This window comes from Tautonia sociabilis, assembly GCF_003977685.1.
Classification (GTDB): Bacteria; Planctomycetota; Planctomycetia; order Isosphaerales; family Isosphaeraceae; genus Tautonia; species Tautonia sociabilis.
The window spans coordinates 208,903-227,022 of the sequence record NZ_RYZH01000003.1; the positions used below are offsets into that span (position 1 = coordinate 208,903).

Consider the following 18,120-nt stretch of genomic DNA (forward strand, 5'->3'; position numbering starts at 1 on the left):
ACGAAGGGCGGGGATGGCCCGGGGCCGAGGCGGGAGGTGTGCGCGGTGCAGGTGCGCAAGGCGGTCATCACGGCGGCGGGGCGAGGAGCCCGGCAGTATCCGGCCTCCGACACGGTCCAGAAGGCCATGCTGCCCCTGGTCGACCGCGATGGCCTGACGAAGCCGCTCTTGCAGATCATCGCCGAGGAGGCGCTGGAGAGCGGCATCGAGGAGCTTTGCGTCGTCTCCTCGCCGGGGGACGAGGCGCGCTACCGCCAGCAGTTCCGTACCATCGCCGAGCATCTCCGCTCCGCCTTCCGGAGCGTCGCCTGGGCCGAGGAGCAGGCGAGGCGGGTGGCGGAGCTGGAGTCTCGGCTCCGCTTCGTCGAACAGGAGGAGCCGGAGGGGTACGGCCACGCCGTCTGGTGCGCGCGATCGTTCGTCGGCGACGAGCCGTTCCTGCTGCTGCTGGGGGACCACCTCTACATTTCCCGGGAGCCTCGCCGCTGCGCCCGGCAGTTGATCGACCTGGCCTTGGAGGAGCAGTGCGCCGTCTCGGCCGTCCAGGCGACGAGGGAGCACCTGATCCACCAGTACGGCACCCTCACCGGGCGTCGCCTGCACGACCGGCCCGACGCCTACCAGATCGACGAGATCATCGAGAAGCCGAACCCCACGCTCGCCGAGCTTCGGTTGCAGGTCCCCGGGCTGAGGGCCGGCTACTACCTCTGCTTCTTCGGCATGCACGTGCTGACGCCGACGATCTTCGAGCTGCTCGACGACCTCGTCCGAAGGGGAGAGTCCGAGGGGGGGCAAATCCAGCTCACCCCGGCACTCAACGCCCTGGCTGCCCGGGAGTCGTACCTGGCCCTGGAGACGCTGGGCACCAGGCACAACCTGGGCGTTCGCCTCGGTTACGTGGAGGCCCAAGTCGCCCTGGCCTTGAACGGCGACGACCGGGAACGGATGCTGGCCCTGCTGGTCGAGTCGGTGGCCCGGTTCCAGCAGGGCCTCACCGCACCGGGGGCCGGGGAGGCCGCCTCCCCCTTGTGAGCCGACGGGCGAGCCGACCCTCCCCGGATCGAGACCCCGCGATGGCGTCGGCACGCCCTCGGCGTCGGCCGCCGTCCCTTCCCGCCGAGCCGGACCCCGAGATGGCTGATCCGAACCCGCTGATCGAGACGATCACCTCGGCCGACCCCGACGTCCGGGACCGTCCCCTCCGGTCCCTGGTCGAGGGGCTGCCGACCGCCGCCATCCTCGACCATTGCGAGGCGCTCGAGGCGTTCCGCCGTCGGGCCTCGAATTTGTACGAGCGCGTCCGCGCCTCGCTCTTCCTCCATGCCCTCTACCGCTACGCCGTTCAGGACGCCCCCGACCTGCCCGCCACCGGGTACATCCCGGCGGAGGGGGTCGAGGATCTGATGCAGCGACGGTTCGAGCAGGCGATTTCCGCCTTCCGGCTCGCGCAGAAGAAGGACGGCCCGAACGGTACGGTCGCCAGCGCCCTGGCGAAGGCCTACGAGGAGATCGCGCTGCAAACCCTGGCCGACCAGGTCCGCCGCTCCGTCCGCGGTTGCCGGGGAAACCGCTGGATGTTCCGCGTCGGGTCGGCCGACGAGCATCCGCTCCGGCTGAACCAGCGTCTGCTCGACCGGGAAGGGGACGAGGGCCTCTTTCCCATCCTCGTGGAGCGCACCCCCGTGCGGCTCGACCTGTCGCACAGCGGCTGGTCCGACATCTTCTTCCTTGGCATGGACTACCCCGAGGGGGCCCGGGTCCTGAACATTTCGGTCGACCTTGGCGTCTTTGGCCGGGACGACCACCCTCGCCCCCCGATCGAGACCTACTGCCGGGTCATTGCCGAGCCCGTGCTCCGCCTCTCCAGCATCGACCTGAACGACGCCAAGGACGTCGACTCGCTTGAGGAACTCTTCAACTTCGGCAACGACTACCTCGGACTGGTCAAGGCGGGCGTGATCGCCTCCGGCCTGGTGCCGCCGTCGCTGGAAGGCTCCTCGGCCACGCTTCGCCAGGTGCTCGACCAGGTCGTGCGGCCCGGGTACGGCCTGGAAGTGGTCAGCAAGGTCAATGACATTCCGAAGGGCTCCCGGCTGGCCGTCTCGACGAACCTGCTCGCGTCGCTCATCACCCTGCTTATGCGAGCCACCGGCCAGACCCGGAACCTGACCGGGCCCCTCTCGCCGGAGGAGGCGCCCGTGGTCGTCGCCCGAGCCATCCTCGGCGAGTGGCTTGGCGGCTCCGGCGGCGGCTGGCAGGATTCGGGCGGGATCTTCCCCGGGGTGAAGCTGATCGAGGGCGTCCCCTCCGGTGAGGACGACCCGGAATTCGGTGTCAGTCGGGGCCGACTGCTGCCGAGGCACACGCCGCTCGATGTCGAGGGGGAGTCGTCCCCCTTCCACGAGGCGCTGGCGAACAGCCTCGTGCTGATCCACGGAGGGATGGCCCAGAACGTCGGGCCGATCCTGAACATGGTCACGGAGAAGTACCTCCTCCGCAGCCGAGGGGAGTGGGAGGCCCGCCAGGAGGCCCTTCGCATCTTCGATCGGATCGTCGCCGCCGTCCGATCGGCCGACGTCCGCGCGCTGGGCCGACTCACGACCGAGAACTGGGACGGGCCGCTCAAGCGGATCATCCCCTGGGTGACGAACCGCTTCACGGAGTCGATCATCGCCGAGGCGAAGGCGCAACTCGGAGACGACTTCTGGGGCTTCCTGATGCTCGGCGGCATGTCCGGCGGCGGCATGGCCTTCTTCGTCGCGCCGCACCGTCGAGACGCGTTCCGGGCCCAAGCGCTGGAGATCCTCCGTCGGGTGAAGGCCGGGCTCGATACCGCCTTGCCCTTCGCCATGGAGCCCGTGGTCTACGACTTCGCCATCAACCCGAAGGGGACGGTCGCCGAGCTGCTGGAGGGGGACGCGGCCACGATGCCCCCGCGCTACTACACCCTGCAGATCCCCCGGATGATCGCCCAGGGGCACACCGAGGTTCCTCCTCAGCGTCGCATCGACATCGACCACTTCGCCTCCCGAAGCAAGGACACCGGCGAACTGCTCCGCCTCTTCCGCACGACGATCAACACGCTCTTCCCCGTTTCCCGGTCGGCCGCCGACCCCACCGCCGCCGGCTGGGACGCCGAGGCCGATCGGATCCGACGCGAGAACGGCTTCGACCCCATCCAGCACGAGCAGCTTCGCGAGGACCTGCAGCGCGGACGGATCGGCCTGGCCCGCAACCGCCTGCCCGTCGACACCGACATCCAGGACGTCCGCGACGACGAGCTGATCGACGCCCGCTTCTCTCCCGGGGAGCGAGTTCCCTACGACTTCGGCGCCGACCACGGCGAGGTCGCCGTCGTCAGCCTTGCCGGAGGCGTCGGGAGCCGGTGGACGACCGGCGCCGGTGTCGTCAAGGCGATCAACCCGTTCGTGATGCTCGACGGCCAGCACCGCAGCTTCCTCGAGATCCATCTGGCCAAGACTCGACTGGCGATGCGGGACTCCGGTGTCACGATCCCCCACGTCGTCACGACGAGCTACCTGACCCACTCGGCCATCGAACGCACGCTCGAACGCACCGGGAACTACGGGCACGACGGCCCGGTGTTCCTCTCCCGGGGGCAGTCAATCGCCCAGCGCCTCATCCCAATGGCTCGCGACCTGACGTTCCTCTGGGAAGAACAGGCCCACGAGACGCTCGATGAGAACAAGCAAAAGGTGCGCGAGGCTGCCCGCCGCGCCATCCTCGGCTGGGCGAAGGCGAAGGGAGAGGGCTCGGACTACGTCGACAACGTCCCGCTCCAACGCTTCAACCCGCCCGGGCACTTCTACGAGGTGCCCAATCTGCTCCGCAACGGCACGATGGCCGCGCTGCTGAAGCAATTTCCCCGGCTCTCCTGGCTGTTGGTCCATAATATCGACACCCTCGGCGCCGACCTCGACCCCGGCGTCTTCGCCCGGGTCCGGGACTCCGGGGCGACGCTCGCCTTCGAGGTCATCCCGCGCCGGATCGACGACCGAGGCGGCGGCCTGGCTCGGGTCAACGGCCGGCTCCGGCTCCTCGAAGGGCTCGCCCAGCCGAGGGAGGACGTGGAGTTCCGGCTCCGCTACTACAACTCGCTGACGACCTGGGTGCACATCGACGGCCTGCTCGCCGCCTTCGGGCTCTCCCGCCGAGACCTGGAGGGGGACCCCTCCCGAGTCGCCGCCGCGATCCGGGGAATGGCCGCCCGGGTGCCGACCTATGTGACGATCAAGGACGTCAAGCGCCGCTGGGGCCACGCCCAGGAAGACGTCTTGCCGGTTGCCCAGTTCGAGAAGCTCTGGGGGGATCTGACGGCCCTGCCGGATCTGTCCTGCGCCTTCCTGGCCGTGGACCGCCTTCGCGGGCAACAATTGAAGGACCCGGCGCAGCTCGACGGATGGGCCAACGACGGGAGCTTGGACCACGTCCGATCGCTCTGCTCCTTCGACCCGAGCTGACCGAGTCGCCGGGCGAGAGGGACCGATGGCCTCGCAGTCGCCCCCGCAACTGTCGCTCTCGCAGCTCTTGACCGTCCCGGTCTTCGCCGCGGTGGTCTCGGGAAGCCTCGCGCTCGCGGCCCGGTCGGGCCTGGAGAAGACGTTCGGGATCGTGACCGTGATCTTCTGGGTCGCGATTGGCCTCCCGGCCGCCCTGGCGATCACGGCCATGGTGCTCCTTCGCCCGGGACGGGGCCGGGAACGCCTGGTCGCGATCCTGCTGGCGGCGTCGGGGCTGGCCCTGGCCGTCGCCCTGCTGGCGATCGGGTTCCAAGCGTTCGCCGACATCGGCTCCACCGCGGCCAGGGGTGACGGAGTTCCGGTCGACCTGATCGCCCTCGAGATCGTGATCCTGGGAGCCCTGCTCGCACTGCGATCCGGCCTGCTCGCGCTCTGGTCCCGCATCCGTCCCGGGCGCTGCCCGGTTTGCGGCCGGCCTGCCGGAGAACCCGATCGCGACGCCCCCGACCCCGGAGGACTCCTGGACGGGAACTCGTCCTGGGCTCCCGAGGACTGTGCCTCCTGCTCCGGCATCGACCCGCACGGAACCCCGAGCGCGGCCGCCGATCTCAGCGAGCCCCCAGGGGAGTCCGGCCTCCCATCCCCCCGCCGATGAACCCGATCGGCCGCCGGCTCGAGCCGGCGGGCGACCGGGCTCGACCTCGACTCGACCTCGACCGAGAACCACGCATGGCCCCCCCCGACCTATCGTCCTGGAGCCGGAAGATTGCCGACCGAGAAGCCGTCGTGGCCGTCATCGGCCTCGGGTACGTCGGCCTGCCGCTGGTGGAGCTGTTCTCCGGTTCGGGCTTCCGGGTGCTCGGGCTGGACATCGACCCGAGCAAGGTCGACCGCCTGAACCGGGGGGAGAGCTATATCGGCCACGTCGACAGCGCCCGAGTCTCGGCGATGCGGTCCACCGGACGGTTCGAGGCGACCACCGATTTCTCCCGGCTCGCCGATGCCGACGCGATTCTCATCTGCGTCCCCACCCCGCTGGGGGAGCACCGAGAGCCCGACCTCTCGGCGGTCCTCAAGACCGGTTCGGCCATCGGCCGCTCTCTGCGGGAGGGGCAGCTCGTGGTGCTCGAGAGCACGACGTACCCCGGCACCACTCGAGACGTGCTCCGCCCCCAGTTGGAAGCCGGCGGCCTCGTCGCCTCCCGAGACTTCTTCCTCGCCTACAGCCCCGAACGCGAGGATCCCGGAAACCCGGAGCACTCCGCCGGTCGCATCCCGAAGGTCGTCGGAGGCCTCGACGCCGCCTCGCTCGCCATCGCGGGAGAGCTTTACGGCGCCGTCGTCCCCCGGGTTGTCCCCGTCTCCTCCTGCGAGGTCGCCGAGGCCTGCAAGATCCTGGAGAACACCTACCGCTCGGTGAACATCGCGCTGGTCAACGAGTTGAAGGTGCTCTACGACCGCATGGGAATCGACATCTGGGAGGTGATCGAGGCGGCGAAGACCAAGCCGTTCGGCTTCCAGGCGTTCTATCCCGGCCCGGGGTTGGGGGGGCATTGCATCCCAATCGATCCGTTCTACCTGACCTGGATCGCCCGGAAGTACGGCCAGCCGACCCGGTTCATCGAGCTGGCCGGCGAGATCAACACAAGCATGCCCGCCTACGTGATCGGCAAGGTCGTCGCCGCCCTCAATTCCCGCCGGAAGCCGCTCAACGGCAGCCGAGTGCTCGTGCTCGGCGCCGCCTACAAGAAGGATGTGGACGACCCTCGTGAGAGCCCCGCGTTCGAGCTGCTCGAGCGGCTCCAAGAAGGAGGCGCCGAGGTCTCCTACCACGACCCGCTCATCCCCACCCTGCCGCCGATGCGGCACCATACCATCCGCCTCTCCAGCGTGGCGCTGACAGCCGAGACGCTCGAGGCCGCCGACTGCGTCCTGATCTGCACCGACCATTCCTGCTACGACTGGGACTGGATCGTCCGCCATTGCTCCCTCGTGGTCGATCCGCGCAACGCGACCCGAGGGGTGTCCGAGGGCCGAGATCGAATCGTCCTCGCCTGAGGCCGGCGCCCGGACGACGGGACGGCAGCGGGGTGGATCGCGCACGACCGCACCTCTTGATGGACGGCCAGCGCCCTCCGAGTCGCGCTCCCGGGGCGTTTCGTGGCGAAAATCCCGATCGATCCGCGATTTTTTTCCCGGCCGGGCGAGACGCGCGCACCTGCCCCCCATCGGAGAGCGCTCCGGCCGATCGCGCCGATCCGAGCGGAAGGCGAGGCCGTCGCGACACCGCGGAATTTCCGGAGGATTCCTCACAAGAATCGAAAATTCAAGAAAAATGAACCTTGGCGAATTCAAAAAATATTTGAATCGTCACTCACTGTTCCAGGCGGTGGGATCGGGCCCCTCGGGCCCGGATCCCGCGGGAAAACGGGCCTCGGGGCCGACTCGCCGTCTTCCCAGGCGTGATATATTTCGCTAAGAAACTCACAGCATGGCCGGTGGACCGGTTCCGGCCCATACGGTTCCCTTCCACTGAGGGTGAGAGACGATGGCGGCGAAGAAGACCGCGACCAAGAAGACTGCGACGACCAACTCGGCCAAGGCCTCGACGACCCCCAAGCGGAAGGCGGCGGCGCCGAAGGCCGCCAATACCCCCGCCTCCGACTCGTCGACCAAGACCAAGCCCGCGGCCAAGGCTCCCGCCAAGAAGCCGCTGAAGCTCAGCGACGCCCAGGAGAAGATCCTCGGCCTGATCGACGCCGCCGGCGACACCGGCTACACCCCGGCTCAGAAGACCGAGCTGCGGTCGATCGAGAAGCTCCGCGAGCTGAAGCTGGTCAAGCGCGGCGCCAAAGACAAGGCGTCTGGCTCCTATCCCTACATGACCACCGCCGCGGGCAAGAAGCACCTCGCCGCCAAGGCCGCCGAGTGACCTCACGCCCGCCCCGGCCTCGGGCCTGGGCGGGCATCGCTTCCACCGCCGTCGAGGAGCGTCCGCCCAGAGCCCTCGTCTCGGTTCCCTTCGTTCGGCGCCGCCGGTGAGGCCCGATCTCCCCGAGCGAGGCGATGCGGCCTCCCGACGGTCGGGACGATTGGGGGGAGGCTCCTTCCCCGATCGCGCCGTTTCGGATCGGGAGCGCGTCTCCCCAGAACCCACCCCAATCGCACCCCGTCCCCTCGCGGTCGATCATCGACCGCTATCGGTCGCATCCCTGGTGGGGACCGGGCTCGGCAATCCGGAGACATTCCCAGCCCGGCCGTCTCCGATGCGGCAGGGGAGGGCCGCGCTCTGGCTCTCCTTGGCCTTGACCGCCCCGACCGCTCCGAAGATGATCTCCGGCCGGATCGGACCGGACCGGCCCGGCCGTCGAGGCCGAGGCCCGATGGCGCGTCGAGACCGCCGAAGCCCGCTGGGGACCCGTCCATGGAAGGCCGCCCTCCCCGACCGCTCGGATCGCATCGATCGCCGATCATCGCGCCGATCATCCTGCTGATGCTTGTCGCCCCCTGGGCCGCCGGGTGCGCCGGGGTCGGCTTCATCGGCACGACGGCGTCGAGCTTTCTCCGGCACATTCGGGAGAGCGAGGATCCGAACGTCCGCTATGCCGCCATCACCAAGCTCTCCAATCCGAACTGCTACGACGATGAATCGCAGAAGGCCGAGGCGGTCGGCCTTCTCGTCGCCGCGCTGGAAGGCGGCGAGGAGTCGGTCGCGACGCAGGCGGCCATCTGTCGGACGCTCGGGGCCCTCGATCGCCCCGAGGCCCTGACCGCCCTCCGCAAGGCCGCGCTGGCCGAGGACCCGATCGTCCGCGCCGAGGCCTGCCGGGCGCTCGGCGCGATCGGGACAGCCGAGGACGCCACCATCCTCGCCCGAGTGATGACGGCCGACACCAGCCGAGATTGCCGGGTCGCGGCCATCGAGGCGCTCGGCGACCTGGAGGAGGTCGATCCCCGCATCGGGCTGACCCTGGTCGAAGGCATGCGCAACCCCGACCCCGCCATCCGGGCCGCCAGCTATCAGGCCCTGAAGGACGTGACCGGCGAGGATTTCGGCTTCGAGATCGACCGCTGGGAGGAACTCGCCCGTTCCCGGCTCGGCGACGAATCCCCCCGGTAAGCCGATCCGATCGGGCGATCGGTCGGCGACTCGGGTGGAAGGCGCGCTCCGCTTCATGAGACAATCAGCCGGGGCCTGCATCGCCAATCCCACCGCGCACGCACGAGCCGGATCGTCCCGAACCCGGCCCGCCGGGGCCGTGTCGCCGAGGTGTCATGGACACGCATACGCTGGAGCTGCTGCAGTTCGACCGCGTCCGCGCGCTGGTCGCCTCCTACGCCGCTTCCCCCCTGGGCCGCGCGGCCGCCCTGGCGCTCGAGCCGAGCGACGACGTCGCCGAGGTCCGCCACCGCCAGGCCCTCACGACCGAGATGACCGACGCCCTGGCCGCCGGGCTCTCTCCTCCGCTGGCCGGCCTGATCGATGTGCGCGGGCCGGTCCGCCGCGCCGCCATCGGCGCCACGCTCGCCGCCGAGGAGCTGGCCGACATCGCCTCTTCCCTCCGGATCATCGCCGAGGTGGACCGCTGGCTCGCCCGAGTCGGCGACTCGTTCCCTCGGCTCGGCGCGATCAAGCAGGACGTGGGCGAGTTCTCCGGCGTCGCCAACGCGATTGACGGCTGCCTCGACCCCCGGGGCCTGGTGCTCGACACCGCCAGCCGACGCCTCTCCGAGATCCGACGCGAGATCGGCTCCGTCGAGGATCGCATCCAGGAAACCCTCCGACGGATGCTCCGTAACCCGGAAATCCGCCGTATCCTCCGCTACCCGAACTTCACCGTCGTCGGCCAACATTACGTTCTCCCGGTTGCCCGCGACTTCCGAGGAGAGCTGAAGGGCTCGGTCCATCGCACCAGTGCCAGCAACGAGACGGTGTATATCGAGCCCCTGGCCGTAGCCGAGCAGTCGGCCCAACTTTCTTATCTCCGAGCCAAGGAGGCGAAGGAGATCCGCCGCATCCTCCGATGGCTCAGCGCCCAGGTCGGGCAGGTGGCCGATCCGCTCGTCTCGACCCTCGACGTGATGGCCGGTCTCGACCTGGTCCTGTGCCGGGCCCGGTTCAGCATCGACTACCGGATGACCCCGCCGGACCTGAACACCGAAGGCCGCCTCCTCCTCCGAGGGGCCCGTCATCCGATTCTCGAACACCTCTTCCGAGAGGAGGCCCGCCGCCTCCGCGCCGAGGCCGAGGCGAGGGCCGCCCAGTCGGAGGAGCCGACGGTGGGCTCCGACGTCTCCGGAGCGGTCGGTGTCGGCGAGGGCTCCTCGGCTCCTCCCTCGTTCGCTGTCGGTTTCCACCAGGAGCCGGTCGGCACTCGCCCCCGTCCCCCCGAGCCGACCGAGTTCTCCCGAGAGCTGTTCCAGCTCCCCGTCGGCAGCCGGGTTCCCCTGGTCGAGCCGGAGTACCAGTTCGATCGAGGCCTCTTCCAGCCCCCGGTCGGTGCCCCCGCCGTCCCCGGGGAGGCCGTCGAGCCGCCGTCTCCTCCCCTGCGGTTCCGACGCCTCGATCTCCCCCCGCCGGAGCCCGAGGAGGCGGCCCTCAAGGGCGGCCTCTCCGGACGACCCCTCGAGCAGCGCCGCCGGGAGCGGAGCCCGTCGGCCGATCGCCAGCGGTCGCCCTCTCGAACGTCGGATCAGCCGGCGGCCGAGGCCTCCCGACCGAAGCCCGACATCCCCGTTCGAGAGGTCGTGCCGATCGATTGCCACCTCGGCCTCCAGTTCAACATCCTCGTCATCACCGGCCCGAACACCGGCGGCAAGACGGTGGCGCTGAAGACGGTCGGCCTGCTGGCGATCATGGCCCAGTGCGGCTTGCACATCCCGGCCAATCAGGGATCGCAGCTTCCGGTGTTCGATGACGTGCTGGCCGACATTGGTGACGAGCAGAGCCTGGAGCAATCGCTCTCCACCTTCTCCTCGCACATTCGCCGCATCACGGCGATTCTCAAGAAGGCCACCGACCGCTCGCTCGTCCTGATGGACGAGGTCGGCGCCGGCACGGATCCGGCCGAGGGGGCCGCCCTGGGCAGGGCGATCCTCGACGAACTGGACCGTCTCGGCTGCCGGGCGATCGTCACGACCCACATCGGCGACCTGAAGACCTACGCCTTCTCCAACCCCCGGGCCGAGAACGCCGCGGTCGAGTTCGACGTGGAGACGCTCCGGCCCCGCTACCGTCTGCACATCGGAGACATCGGCGCCTCCAACGCCTTGCAGATCGCCCGGCGACTCGCCATGCCCGCCCACCTCGTCGACCGAGCCTCCTGGTATCTCGACCGCCGCCGGGAGGCGGGCGACGGCTCTCCCGAGTGGGAGGTCGTCCAGCGCATGAGGGCCGAGGCCGAGCAGGCGAGGCAGGAGGCGATGGCCCAGCAAGCCGAGGCCGAGCGCACCCGGGCCGCCCTGGCCCAGAAGCTTGCCGATTTGCAGTCCCAGGCCGAGCGCGACGCTCGCCTCGCCGAGTCCCGGGCCCGGCTCCAGCCCGGCGACCGCGTCGTTGTCCCCCGGCTCGGTTACGACCGCCCCGGCCGCGTCGTCCGGGTCGACTCGAAGAAGAACAAGGCCGTCGTCGCCATCGGCCAGATGAACTGGGATGTGACCATCGACGAGCTCATCCCCCAGGTCCTCAAGACGCCCGACGCCCCGACTCCCGCGAAGTCCAGACCCTCCCCCCGCAGCGCGACCCGCCTGGAAGGGTTCCCCGATTGAGCCGATTCGGCCCGCCCCTCCCCGCTCTCAAGGTGCTCGGGCCACCCTCCTTCCTTCCGGATCGGCTATGATGGGAAGGGGAGCTCCCGAGTGATGTCGAGGCGAGAGACCGCCGCCGGATGGAGCAGATCTACTATACCCAGTGCCCGATGGGCTACGGCCTCGGGGCGAGCAACGGGTTCCAGATCAAGCGGATCGGGGCCGGCTATCCCGCCTCCGGCGATGTGCGTCACCTTGCCTTTCGCGCCTTCCTCCCCGGCTCGAACGGCAAGGTCATGGCCCCGGGGACGCTCCGATACCGCAGGGTCGGCACCGTGGCCGAGGTCGCCTGGCTCGAGCCCCGAGCCCGGGAGTACGAGACCGAGCGCGGCCAGTGGGGACGCCCCGGGGGGCACTTCGCGCACGGGATCCGCCTCGATCCCGACGAGTTCGAGGCGATCGCCCACTGGCCCGCCGGGCTGTTCGGCCTCCCCCTCTGGCGACGCTCCGATCCCGAGCCCAGCCGGGGACGCCGGCCCGACGACCTGGTGATCGGCCGGGACTCCCTGGCCGTCCCTCCCGACTTCGAGCACGTCGCCCCGCTGGTCGATCTCGATCCGGACAGCCTCGCCCTCCTGCTCGCCGCCGTGGCCGAGGCGGTTCGATCCAATCGTGCCCTCTTCCTGATCGACGCCCCCGATCGGCTCGGCCCGAGGATCGCCGCCCTCACGTTCGCCTTCCCCTCCGCTCTCCGAGGCGAGCTGACCCTCTCGACCTACCACGACCGTCCCGAGGAGCTCAGCGGCTTCCGCATCCAGGGAACGGTCCCGTCCCCCTTGCTCAACCGAGCGGTCCTCGCCGGGCTCGGCCCCATCGCCGACCTTGCCGCCGGCCGGTTCGAGCCCGCGACTCCTCCCCCGTCCTGGGCCCGGTCGCTGGCGGCCTGGCTCACCCGACGAGAGCCAGGGGACGCCGACGACTGGACTGCCACCGAGGCCCGATGCCGACTCGCCCGCCTCCCCGACGATCCCGCCGTCCTCTGGTCCGACGCCTGGCTCGACGGCCTGATCCACCAGGCCGAGGCCCTGAGGTCACCGGGATCGGCATCGAGCCCCGGCTTCGACTGGGCCCGGCTCTCCCGTCAGGCGTCCTGGGCCGATGCGGCCGGCCTCTCCTCGGAACTGGCTGACGCCTGCGATCCCTCCTGGTGGGAAAACGCCCCCCGCGATCTCGACCGGAACCGAGAGGCGAAGATCGCCTTCTGGACCCTTGCCCTCTCGTCCTCGACCTGGCCGCGTTCCAGTCTCGAGGAGGCCGCCCACTGGGGGGTCGTCGCCTCTCGGTTCTGGAGCCGGGGCGATCCGACCTTCCGAAGCCGGGTGCTCGCCAGGACGCTGCGTCAGATCAGCCCCGTCTCCCAGCGTTCCCGATTCCTCGACGGACTGATCCGCTCCTCCCCCGCCGAGGAGGCGCACGAGGCGCTCGACTGGCTCGACCGCTCGGGAGGGGGTGATCCCGAGGTCCTGCTCCCGCTCCGGGCGCGACTTGGCGTCCGATTGCTCCGAGAGCAGCGCCGGGCAGACGCGCTCGAGTCCGTCGTCCGAGCCGCGATCGATCGCGTCCGGTCGCTCCCCGCGACGCTTGACCTGATCGCCGACGAGGCCGGTGCTTCCCCGGAGGCCCGGCCGATCGTCGAGTTCGTCTGCGGCGAGATTGAGCACGCCCCGCCGGAGGCGAGGTCGGCCTTCGAGCGCTGGGCGCTTGCGAGGACCGGCCTCGGCGGGCAGAACTGGCTCGCCCCCGCCGTCCGGCTCCTGCTCGCCACGGAGATCCGACGACCCGATTGGGACGCCCTCCGCGATCGCACTCCCGAGGCTCTTCGGCCCCGGCTGGCGACGGTCTGCCTGGCGGTCGCCTCGGGGCCGGATGCCTCGCCGGTCGCGTATTCCTGGGCGGTGGAGTCGCTCGTGCTCCGATTGAGCACCCCCGATCGACCCGAGTCGCCGGAGTGGGTCGACCGCTATCTCGACCGGATCGGCTCTCCGCTGCGATTGGCCCGCCGCCTGGTCGAGCTCGGGGAACCGCTGAGCTCCTGGATCGAAACCGCCGAGCGAGCGGGGGGGCTGTCGTCGAGGAGCCTCGATCGGATCGCGGATGCGGAGGTCCTCGCCCGGCTGATCATCGGCCCGCCGGAATACCCCGGCCTCGACCTGCTCCAGCGGCTTCCGAGCGACGATCGCGCACCGGTCCTCGGCCTGTTGCTTGATCGGCTGGCGGGCGGGAGCTTCGAGGCGAGCGGCCCCATCCTCGAACGCTGCGTCCTCGCCTGGCCTGGGGCGTTCGATGCCGGCTCGGAGGGGCTTCCGCCCCTGTCTGGCCCGCTCTCGGGCCTGCTCCTCCCCTTCCTCCGAGAGCCCGCCGCCTGGGCCGATCGCGTGGACCAACTCCGAGGGCTCCTCGGGGTTGCCGATTCCGAGGGTCCCAACTGGCCCCCCGACGGCATTGCCTCCGCGATCGCGGTCGAGTGCTGCCGGTGGGCCGACGAGCCGGAGCACTCCTGGGCGATCCGCTCCTTCCTGCTCCGCGATCCCCGGCGGTACCGAGCCCTTGCCCCGGACCTCCGTCGAGAACTCCTCGAGGAGCCCGTGCGGCGAGCCGGCGAGGTCTCCCAGCGCTGGTCGCTGACGCTGGACAAGGGAGAGCACTCCGCTCGGTTCTTCGAGGCCCTGTTGAACGCCTGCGACGGCCCGAGGCTCGCCGAGGTCGTTCCGACCTTCGCTCGGGAATTGCGGACGCTCGGCCCGATCCACTGGTGGCATTCGGGACCGAAGGACGGCAAAATCTCGGATGCCCGAGCGGCGTTCGCCCGGCTCGTCCCGATGGCACCGATCCCTTCCTCCCGGGAGGTGCCGAGCGTCGAGGCCTGGCTTCTCGGCCGAGAGCCGACTCCCGCCTTCTCCTCGGTCCGAAACGAACCTGACTTCCCTCTCGAATTTGTCGATCCCGTTCCCGTCCCGAAGCCAACCGCCGTCACTCCCGGGAACGAGCTTTCTTCGATCGCCCAACTCCGCTGGGGATGCATTCGGGCGCTCACCGAGTTCCACTGGAAGGGCAAGACCGACGAGGCACGATGGAAGGACCTCTCCCGCTGGAAATCGGTCGATCCCAGCAAGCCCGACACGATCCCAACGGATGTGCCCCGCGTGTGGGAACTCGACGAGCCCGATCGAGCCGCCTTCGTGGCCTGGCTCATTCTGGCCCTCAAACACCCCGGTCGGGGCACGATCCAGCTCGAATCGATGGCCCGGTGGATTGTCAAGAAACTTGGGCTGCCGTCCGGAACGGCGATCTCCCGAGCCCTGGACGCGATCGCTTCGACCGGGGTGCCCGTGCCCGAGGATCGGCGGCGGTTCCATCGCGACCTGTCCCACGAGATGAGTCTGCAAAAACCGAACACGGAGTCGACCCCATCCGTTTCCCCAGACTTACTCTCATGATTGAAACGAACCGGGCCCAGGAGGCCCCGAGCATCGACCCCGGGCGCACGAGAGACCGAACCGAGGAGATCGACCGATGACGATGCCGTCCGAGGGACCGTTGGTCCTGGGAATCGACCTGGGAGGCACGAAGATCCTGGCCGGCGTCGTCGATGCCGAGAACCGGATCGTCGGCCGATCGAAGGTCTCGACCCCGGCCCGGGAGGGGCCGGTCGCGTTGAGCGGGGCGCTGATCCAGGCCGGCCGGGAGGCGATCGAGGCCGCCGGCATCGGTCCCGATCACCTGGCCGCGGTCGGCATCGGCTCTCCTGGTCCGCTCGATGTCGAGGCGGGGGTGATCCGCTCCAGCCCGAATCTGAATGTCATCGACTTCCCGCTGAAGGCGACACTCTCGGAAGCCTTCGGCGTGCCGGTCGCCGTCCAGAACGACGTGAGAGTCGGCGGCTTCGGCGAGTTCCGCCTCGGCGCCGGCCGAGGCTACCGGGAGGTGCTCGCGGCGTTCGTCGGCACGGGGATCGGCGGCTGCCTGATCCGGGATGGCCGGATCGTCACCGGAGTGACCGGCAACGCCGGCGAGGTCGGGCACCTGATCGTCAAGGCCGGAGGCCCGAAGTGCGGCTGCGGCCGCCGGGGATGCCTGGAGGCCCTGGCCAGCCGGACGGCGATCACCCGTCGGGTGCACAAGGCGCTGAAGAAGGGGGCCTCCACTCCGCTCCGGGAGGTGGTCAAGAGCAAGCACTCCCGCCTTAAGAGCAGGGAACTGGCCTCGGCCTACCGCTCCGGCGACCCGGTGGCGGTCCACGAGGTCGAGCGGGCGGCCCGATTCCTCGGCCTGGCGCTGGGCGGCCTGATCAACGTCCTCGGGCCGGAGATCATCATCCTCGGCGGCGGTGTCACCGAGGCGATCGGCCCCCCCTTCGTCGAGCTGGTCCGCAATGCCACCCGCTCCCAGGCGATGGCCGACCCCGATCGGCTCGTCCGGATTGAGCAGGCCGAGCTGGGGGACGACGCTGGCGTTCTCGGCGCCTCGCTCATCGCCCGGGAACAGATCACCCATCCCCAGAATGTCCACTCAGGCTGAGCGTGGCTCCGCCATGCCGATCGAGGAGGCGAGACTGCTTGATCGGATGGCAACCGATCGGGCGTTCGCCACTTCTTCCCCGAGCGATCGGTCCCCAGACCGGCCGTCGTCGGTCGCTGAAGCTCCCGGGCGAGTCCCTCTCCGCCGCTCCCCGGGCCCACAGGAGGACAGGTCGATACAATCGAAACGCTTGGGAAGGTTGGCCCTGGCCCCGATTTTGCGGTAAGCTTCCGGTGACAACCCGATCGGAGCGTCGGTCGCAGGAGAGCCTCCGGGCGGAGCGCCGCCGAGGGAGTGGGAACCGCAGTCGCCGTCCTGGCTGGTCCCAAGGTTCCTTCGCGGGAATGCGACGATGAAACGAGGCCCGAACCGGCAACGCGCCAAGTTCCTCCGGCTCCGGCGTCACCTCGACATCTGCCTCCATCCCGGCAAGCCCCGCCGCATCAGGACGCGGTCGGCCCGCTACGCGGCGGCGCTGGCCGAGCAGCTGGGGCTCATCACCCGGCCGAAGGTGTGTACCTGGTGCCGTCGTCGCCAGCGGCTCCAGCGACACCACTGGAGTTATGACGAGCCGTTGAACGTGACCTTCCTCTGTTCGGACTGCCACGAGATCGCCGACCAGATGGTCTGGACCACTTGCATCGCCTGATCTCGGCCTCCCGATCAACCGACGTCCCGCAGCCTCGAGCCGTCTCCGAGTCGCTCGCCGTCCGTCTCGACCGGCAGGTCGATCCGGAGGATGGTGCCGCGCCCCGGGGCCGATCTCCACCGGATCGCGCCCCCGATCGACCGCACGAACCGGGCGACCCTCGGCAGCCCGAGGCCGAGCCCTCTCCCGGCTTCTCGTCCGCAGTAGAAGGGGTCGAACATCCGGGAGGCTCGCTCGCGGTCGAGCCCGATGCCGGAATCCCGGACGATCCAGGAGATCGATCGGGCCTCGCCGATCGATCGCACGACCACCAGCCCTCCCGGGGCGCTCGCCTCCAGGGCGTTGCGGATCAGGGCGTCCGCCAGGTGCCGGAGGGCGTCCGGATCGGAGAGGACGGCGCCGGTTGCCTTCCCCGGCCGGAACACCAGCCCGACCTGCCTCCGATCGGCCTCACCGCGGAGGTCGTCGACGACCGCTCGGAGCACTTGATCGGGGAGGCAAGGCACTCGGCGGGGCGCCGGCGGACGGGCGATGTAGATCAAGTCGCGGAGGATCTGGTGGGCCCGACGGGCCTGGTCGATGATCGTCTGGAGGTCCTTCCGCCGGTCGGGATCGGGTTCTCGGGATCGGAGCAGTTGGGCCCGGCCGGCGATGATCGCCAGCGGGTTGTTCAGCTCGTGGGCGGCCCCGCCAGCGAACTCGGCCATGGCGTCGAGGACCTGGGACGAGGGGAGGCCGGGCGCCTCGGGGGGGAGAGCAGGGCCGACGGCGGCCGGGGACTGGTCCTGACCGTCGGCCAGCCCCTCCTCGAGCCGATCGACCCGGTCCCTCAGGCGGAGGGCCTCTCGGAGCAGGGGGGCGAGGTCGTCCTGGTCGAGGGAAGGCAGCAGGCCTCCGGCGGTTCGGTGCTGGACGGTGGCGATCAGCCAACGGCGTCGGGGATCGTCCGGCTCGCTGGGCCGGTCGGGAGGGGAGAGGGCCCAGGGGGTCCGGGAAGCCAGGCGAAGGGCGGCTCGGACGCGAGCGATCCGGTCGGGCTCGGCGGCGGAGGACGGGCCGGCCGGCCGCGTGGGATCGACGGATCGGAGGACGTCGACCAGTGCCGGGTCGCATCCCCACCGATGGGCGAGCAGCAGGCCGAGGCCGCGGAGATCCCGGGAGAACCAGGAGCGTTCCAGGAGACCGCGGCGGGCCGGGTCCCGGGCGTCGAGCCAGTCGGCAAGGCGGTCGGGGTCGACGGCGGCGAGGGCCCAGAGGCCGATCGGCAGCAGCAGGGCGAGCCGAGAGGAGGCCTCGGGGTCGGGATCGCCGTCGAGGGACCGGGCGGCAGTGGCCGCGGCAACCGAGCAGCGCCAGAGGTGGTCCCGGGCGGCAGCCGCCCGGGGGCCGCAGGGGGGCCAGTGAGGCCAGTCGGGCAGGAGGCGGCGGGCCTCGTCCTCCCCCCGAGCGGAAACCAGTAGCGCCCAGGCGGGGTCGAGGGTCGCGGCCTCCTTAGGGGAGCCGAAGATCAGCGACCGGGCGGTCGAGGGCCGGAGGGGCAGGCCGTCGAGCCGTTCGAGCCGGGCCCGGAGCGGGCCGGCGTCTCCGGAGGTCGGTGCAGGCCATCGCACCCGATCGGGCTCCTTCCCGATTGGGCCGGGCCGTGCTCCGGCCCGGCGAGCCGGC

At 70.2% G+C, this 18,120-nt stretch carries 11 protein-coding genes; 10 read left to right on the forward strand and 1 reads right to left on the reverse strand.

The window, feature by feature from the left end; translation table 11 throughout:
• Positions 1 to 36 precede the first annotated feature (36 nt).
• From TsocGM_RS02960 to TsocGM_RS03005, 10 genes are all read left to right on the forward strand, one after another.
• Positions 37 to 1,032, forward strand: coding sequence for a UTP--glucose-1-phosphate uridylyltransferase (locus TsocGM_RS02960; RefSeq protein WP_233578206.1), 996 nt, complete (start codon positions 37 to 39; stop codon positions 1,030 to 1,032).
• Positions 1,033 to 1,133: 101 nt separating this feature from the next.
• Positions 1,134 to 4,481: a UTP--glucose-1-phosphate uridylyltransferase gene (locus TsocGM_RS02965; protein ID WP_126723821.1), complete on the forward strand. Its 3,348-nt coding sequence runs from the start codon at positions 1,134 to 1,136 to the stop codon at positions 4,479 to 4,481.
• Positions 4,482 to 4,506: 25 nt separating this feature from the next.
• The gene (locus tag TsocGM_RS02970; protein ID WP_126723822.1) at positions 4,507 to 5,136 is read left to right on the forward strand and encodes a hypothetical protein; all 630 of its coding nucleotides are present in this window, start codon (positions 4,507 to 4,509) and stop codon (positions 5,134 to 5,136) included.
• Positions 5,137 to 5,210: 74 nt separating this feature from the next.
• Positions 5,211 to 6,539, forward strand: coding sequence for a nucleotide sugar dehydrogenase (locus tag TsocGM_RS02975; RefSeq protein ID WP_126723823.1), 1,329 nt, complete (start codon positions 5,211 to 5,213; stop codon positions 6,537 to 6,539).
• A gap of 490 nt (positions 6,540 to 7,029) precedes the next feature.
• Positions 7,030 to 7,413, forward strand: coding sequence for a hypothetical protein (locus tag TsocGM_RS25730; RefSeq protein ID WP_158633344.1), 384 nt, complete (start codon positions 7,030 to 7,032; stop codon positions 7,411 to 7,413).
• A 561-nt stretch (positions 7,414 to 7,974) separates the two neighbouring features.
• Entirely contained in the window at positions 7,975 to 8,601 is a 627-nt protein-coding gene (locus TsocGM_RS02985; protein WP_233578208.1) for a HEAT repeat domain-containing protein, read from the forward strand.
• Between the two features lie 155 nt (positions 8,602 to 8,756).
• Positions 8,757 to 11,249 (forward strand): endonuclease MutS2, encoded by a 2,493-nt coding sequence (locus TsocGM_RS26755; RefSeq protein WP_233578209.1) that lies wholly within the window; start codon positions 8,757 to 8,759, stop codon positions 11,247 to 11,249.
• A 119-nt stretch (positions 11,250 to 11,368) separates the two neighbouring features.
• A complete protein-coding gene (locus tag TsocGM_RS02995) occupies positions 11,369 to 14,725 on the forward strand; it encodes a hypothetical protein (RefSeq protein ID WP_126723825.1) in 3,357 nt (1,118 codons plus the stop codon).
• Between the two features lie 76 nt (positions 14,726 to 14,801).
• On the forward strand, positions 14,802 to 15,806 hold the full coding sequence (locus TsocGM_RS03000) for an ROK family protein (protein ID WP_126723826.1): 1,005 nt from the start codon (positions 14,802 to 14,804) through the stop codon (positions 15,804 to 15,806).
• 352 nt (positions 15,807 to 16,158) lie between these two features.
• A complete protein-coding gene (locus tag TsocGM_RS03005) occupies positions 16,159 to 16,455 on the forward strand; it encodes a hypothetical protein (RefSeq protein ID WP_126723827.1) in 297 nt (98 codons plus the stop codon).
• A 14-nt stretch (positions 16,456 to 16,469) separates the two neighbouring features.
• Here TsocGM_RS03005 and TsocGM_RS03010 read toward each other — a convergent pair whose 3' ends face one another.
• Positions 16,470 to 18,065 (reverse strand): ATP-binding protein, encoded by a 1,596-nt coding sequence (locus tag TsocGM_RS03010; RefSeq protein WP_158633345.1) that lies wholly within the window; start codon positions 18,063 to 18,065, stop codon positions 16,470 to 16,472.
• Between the last annotated feature and the right edge of the window lie 55 nt (positions 18,066 to 18,120).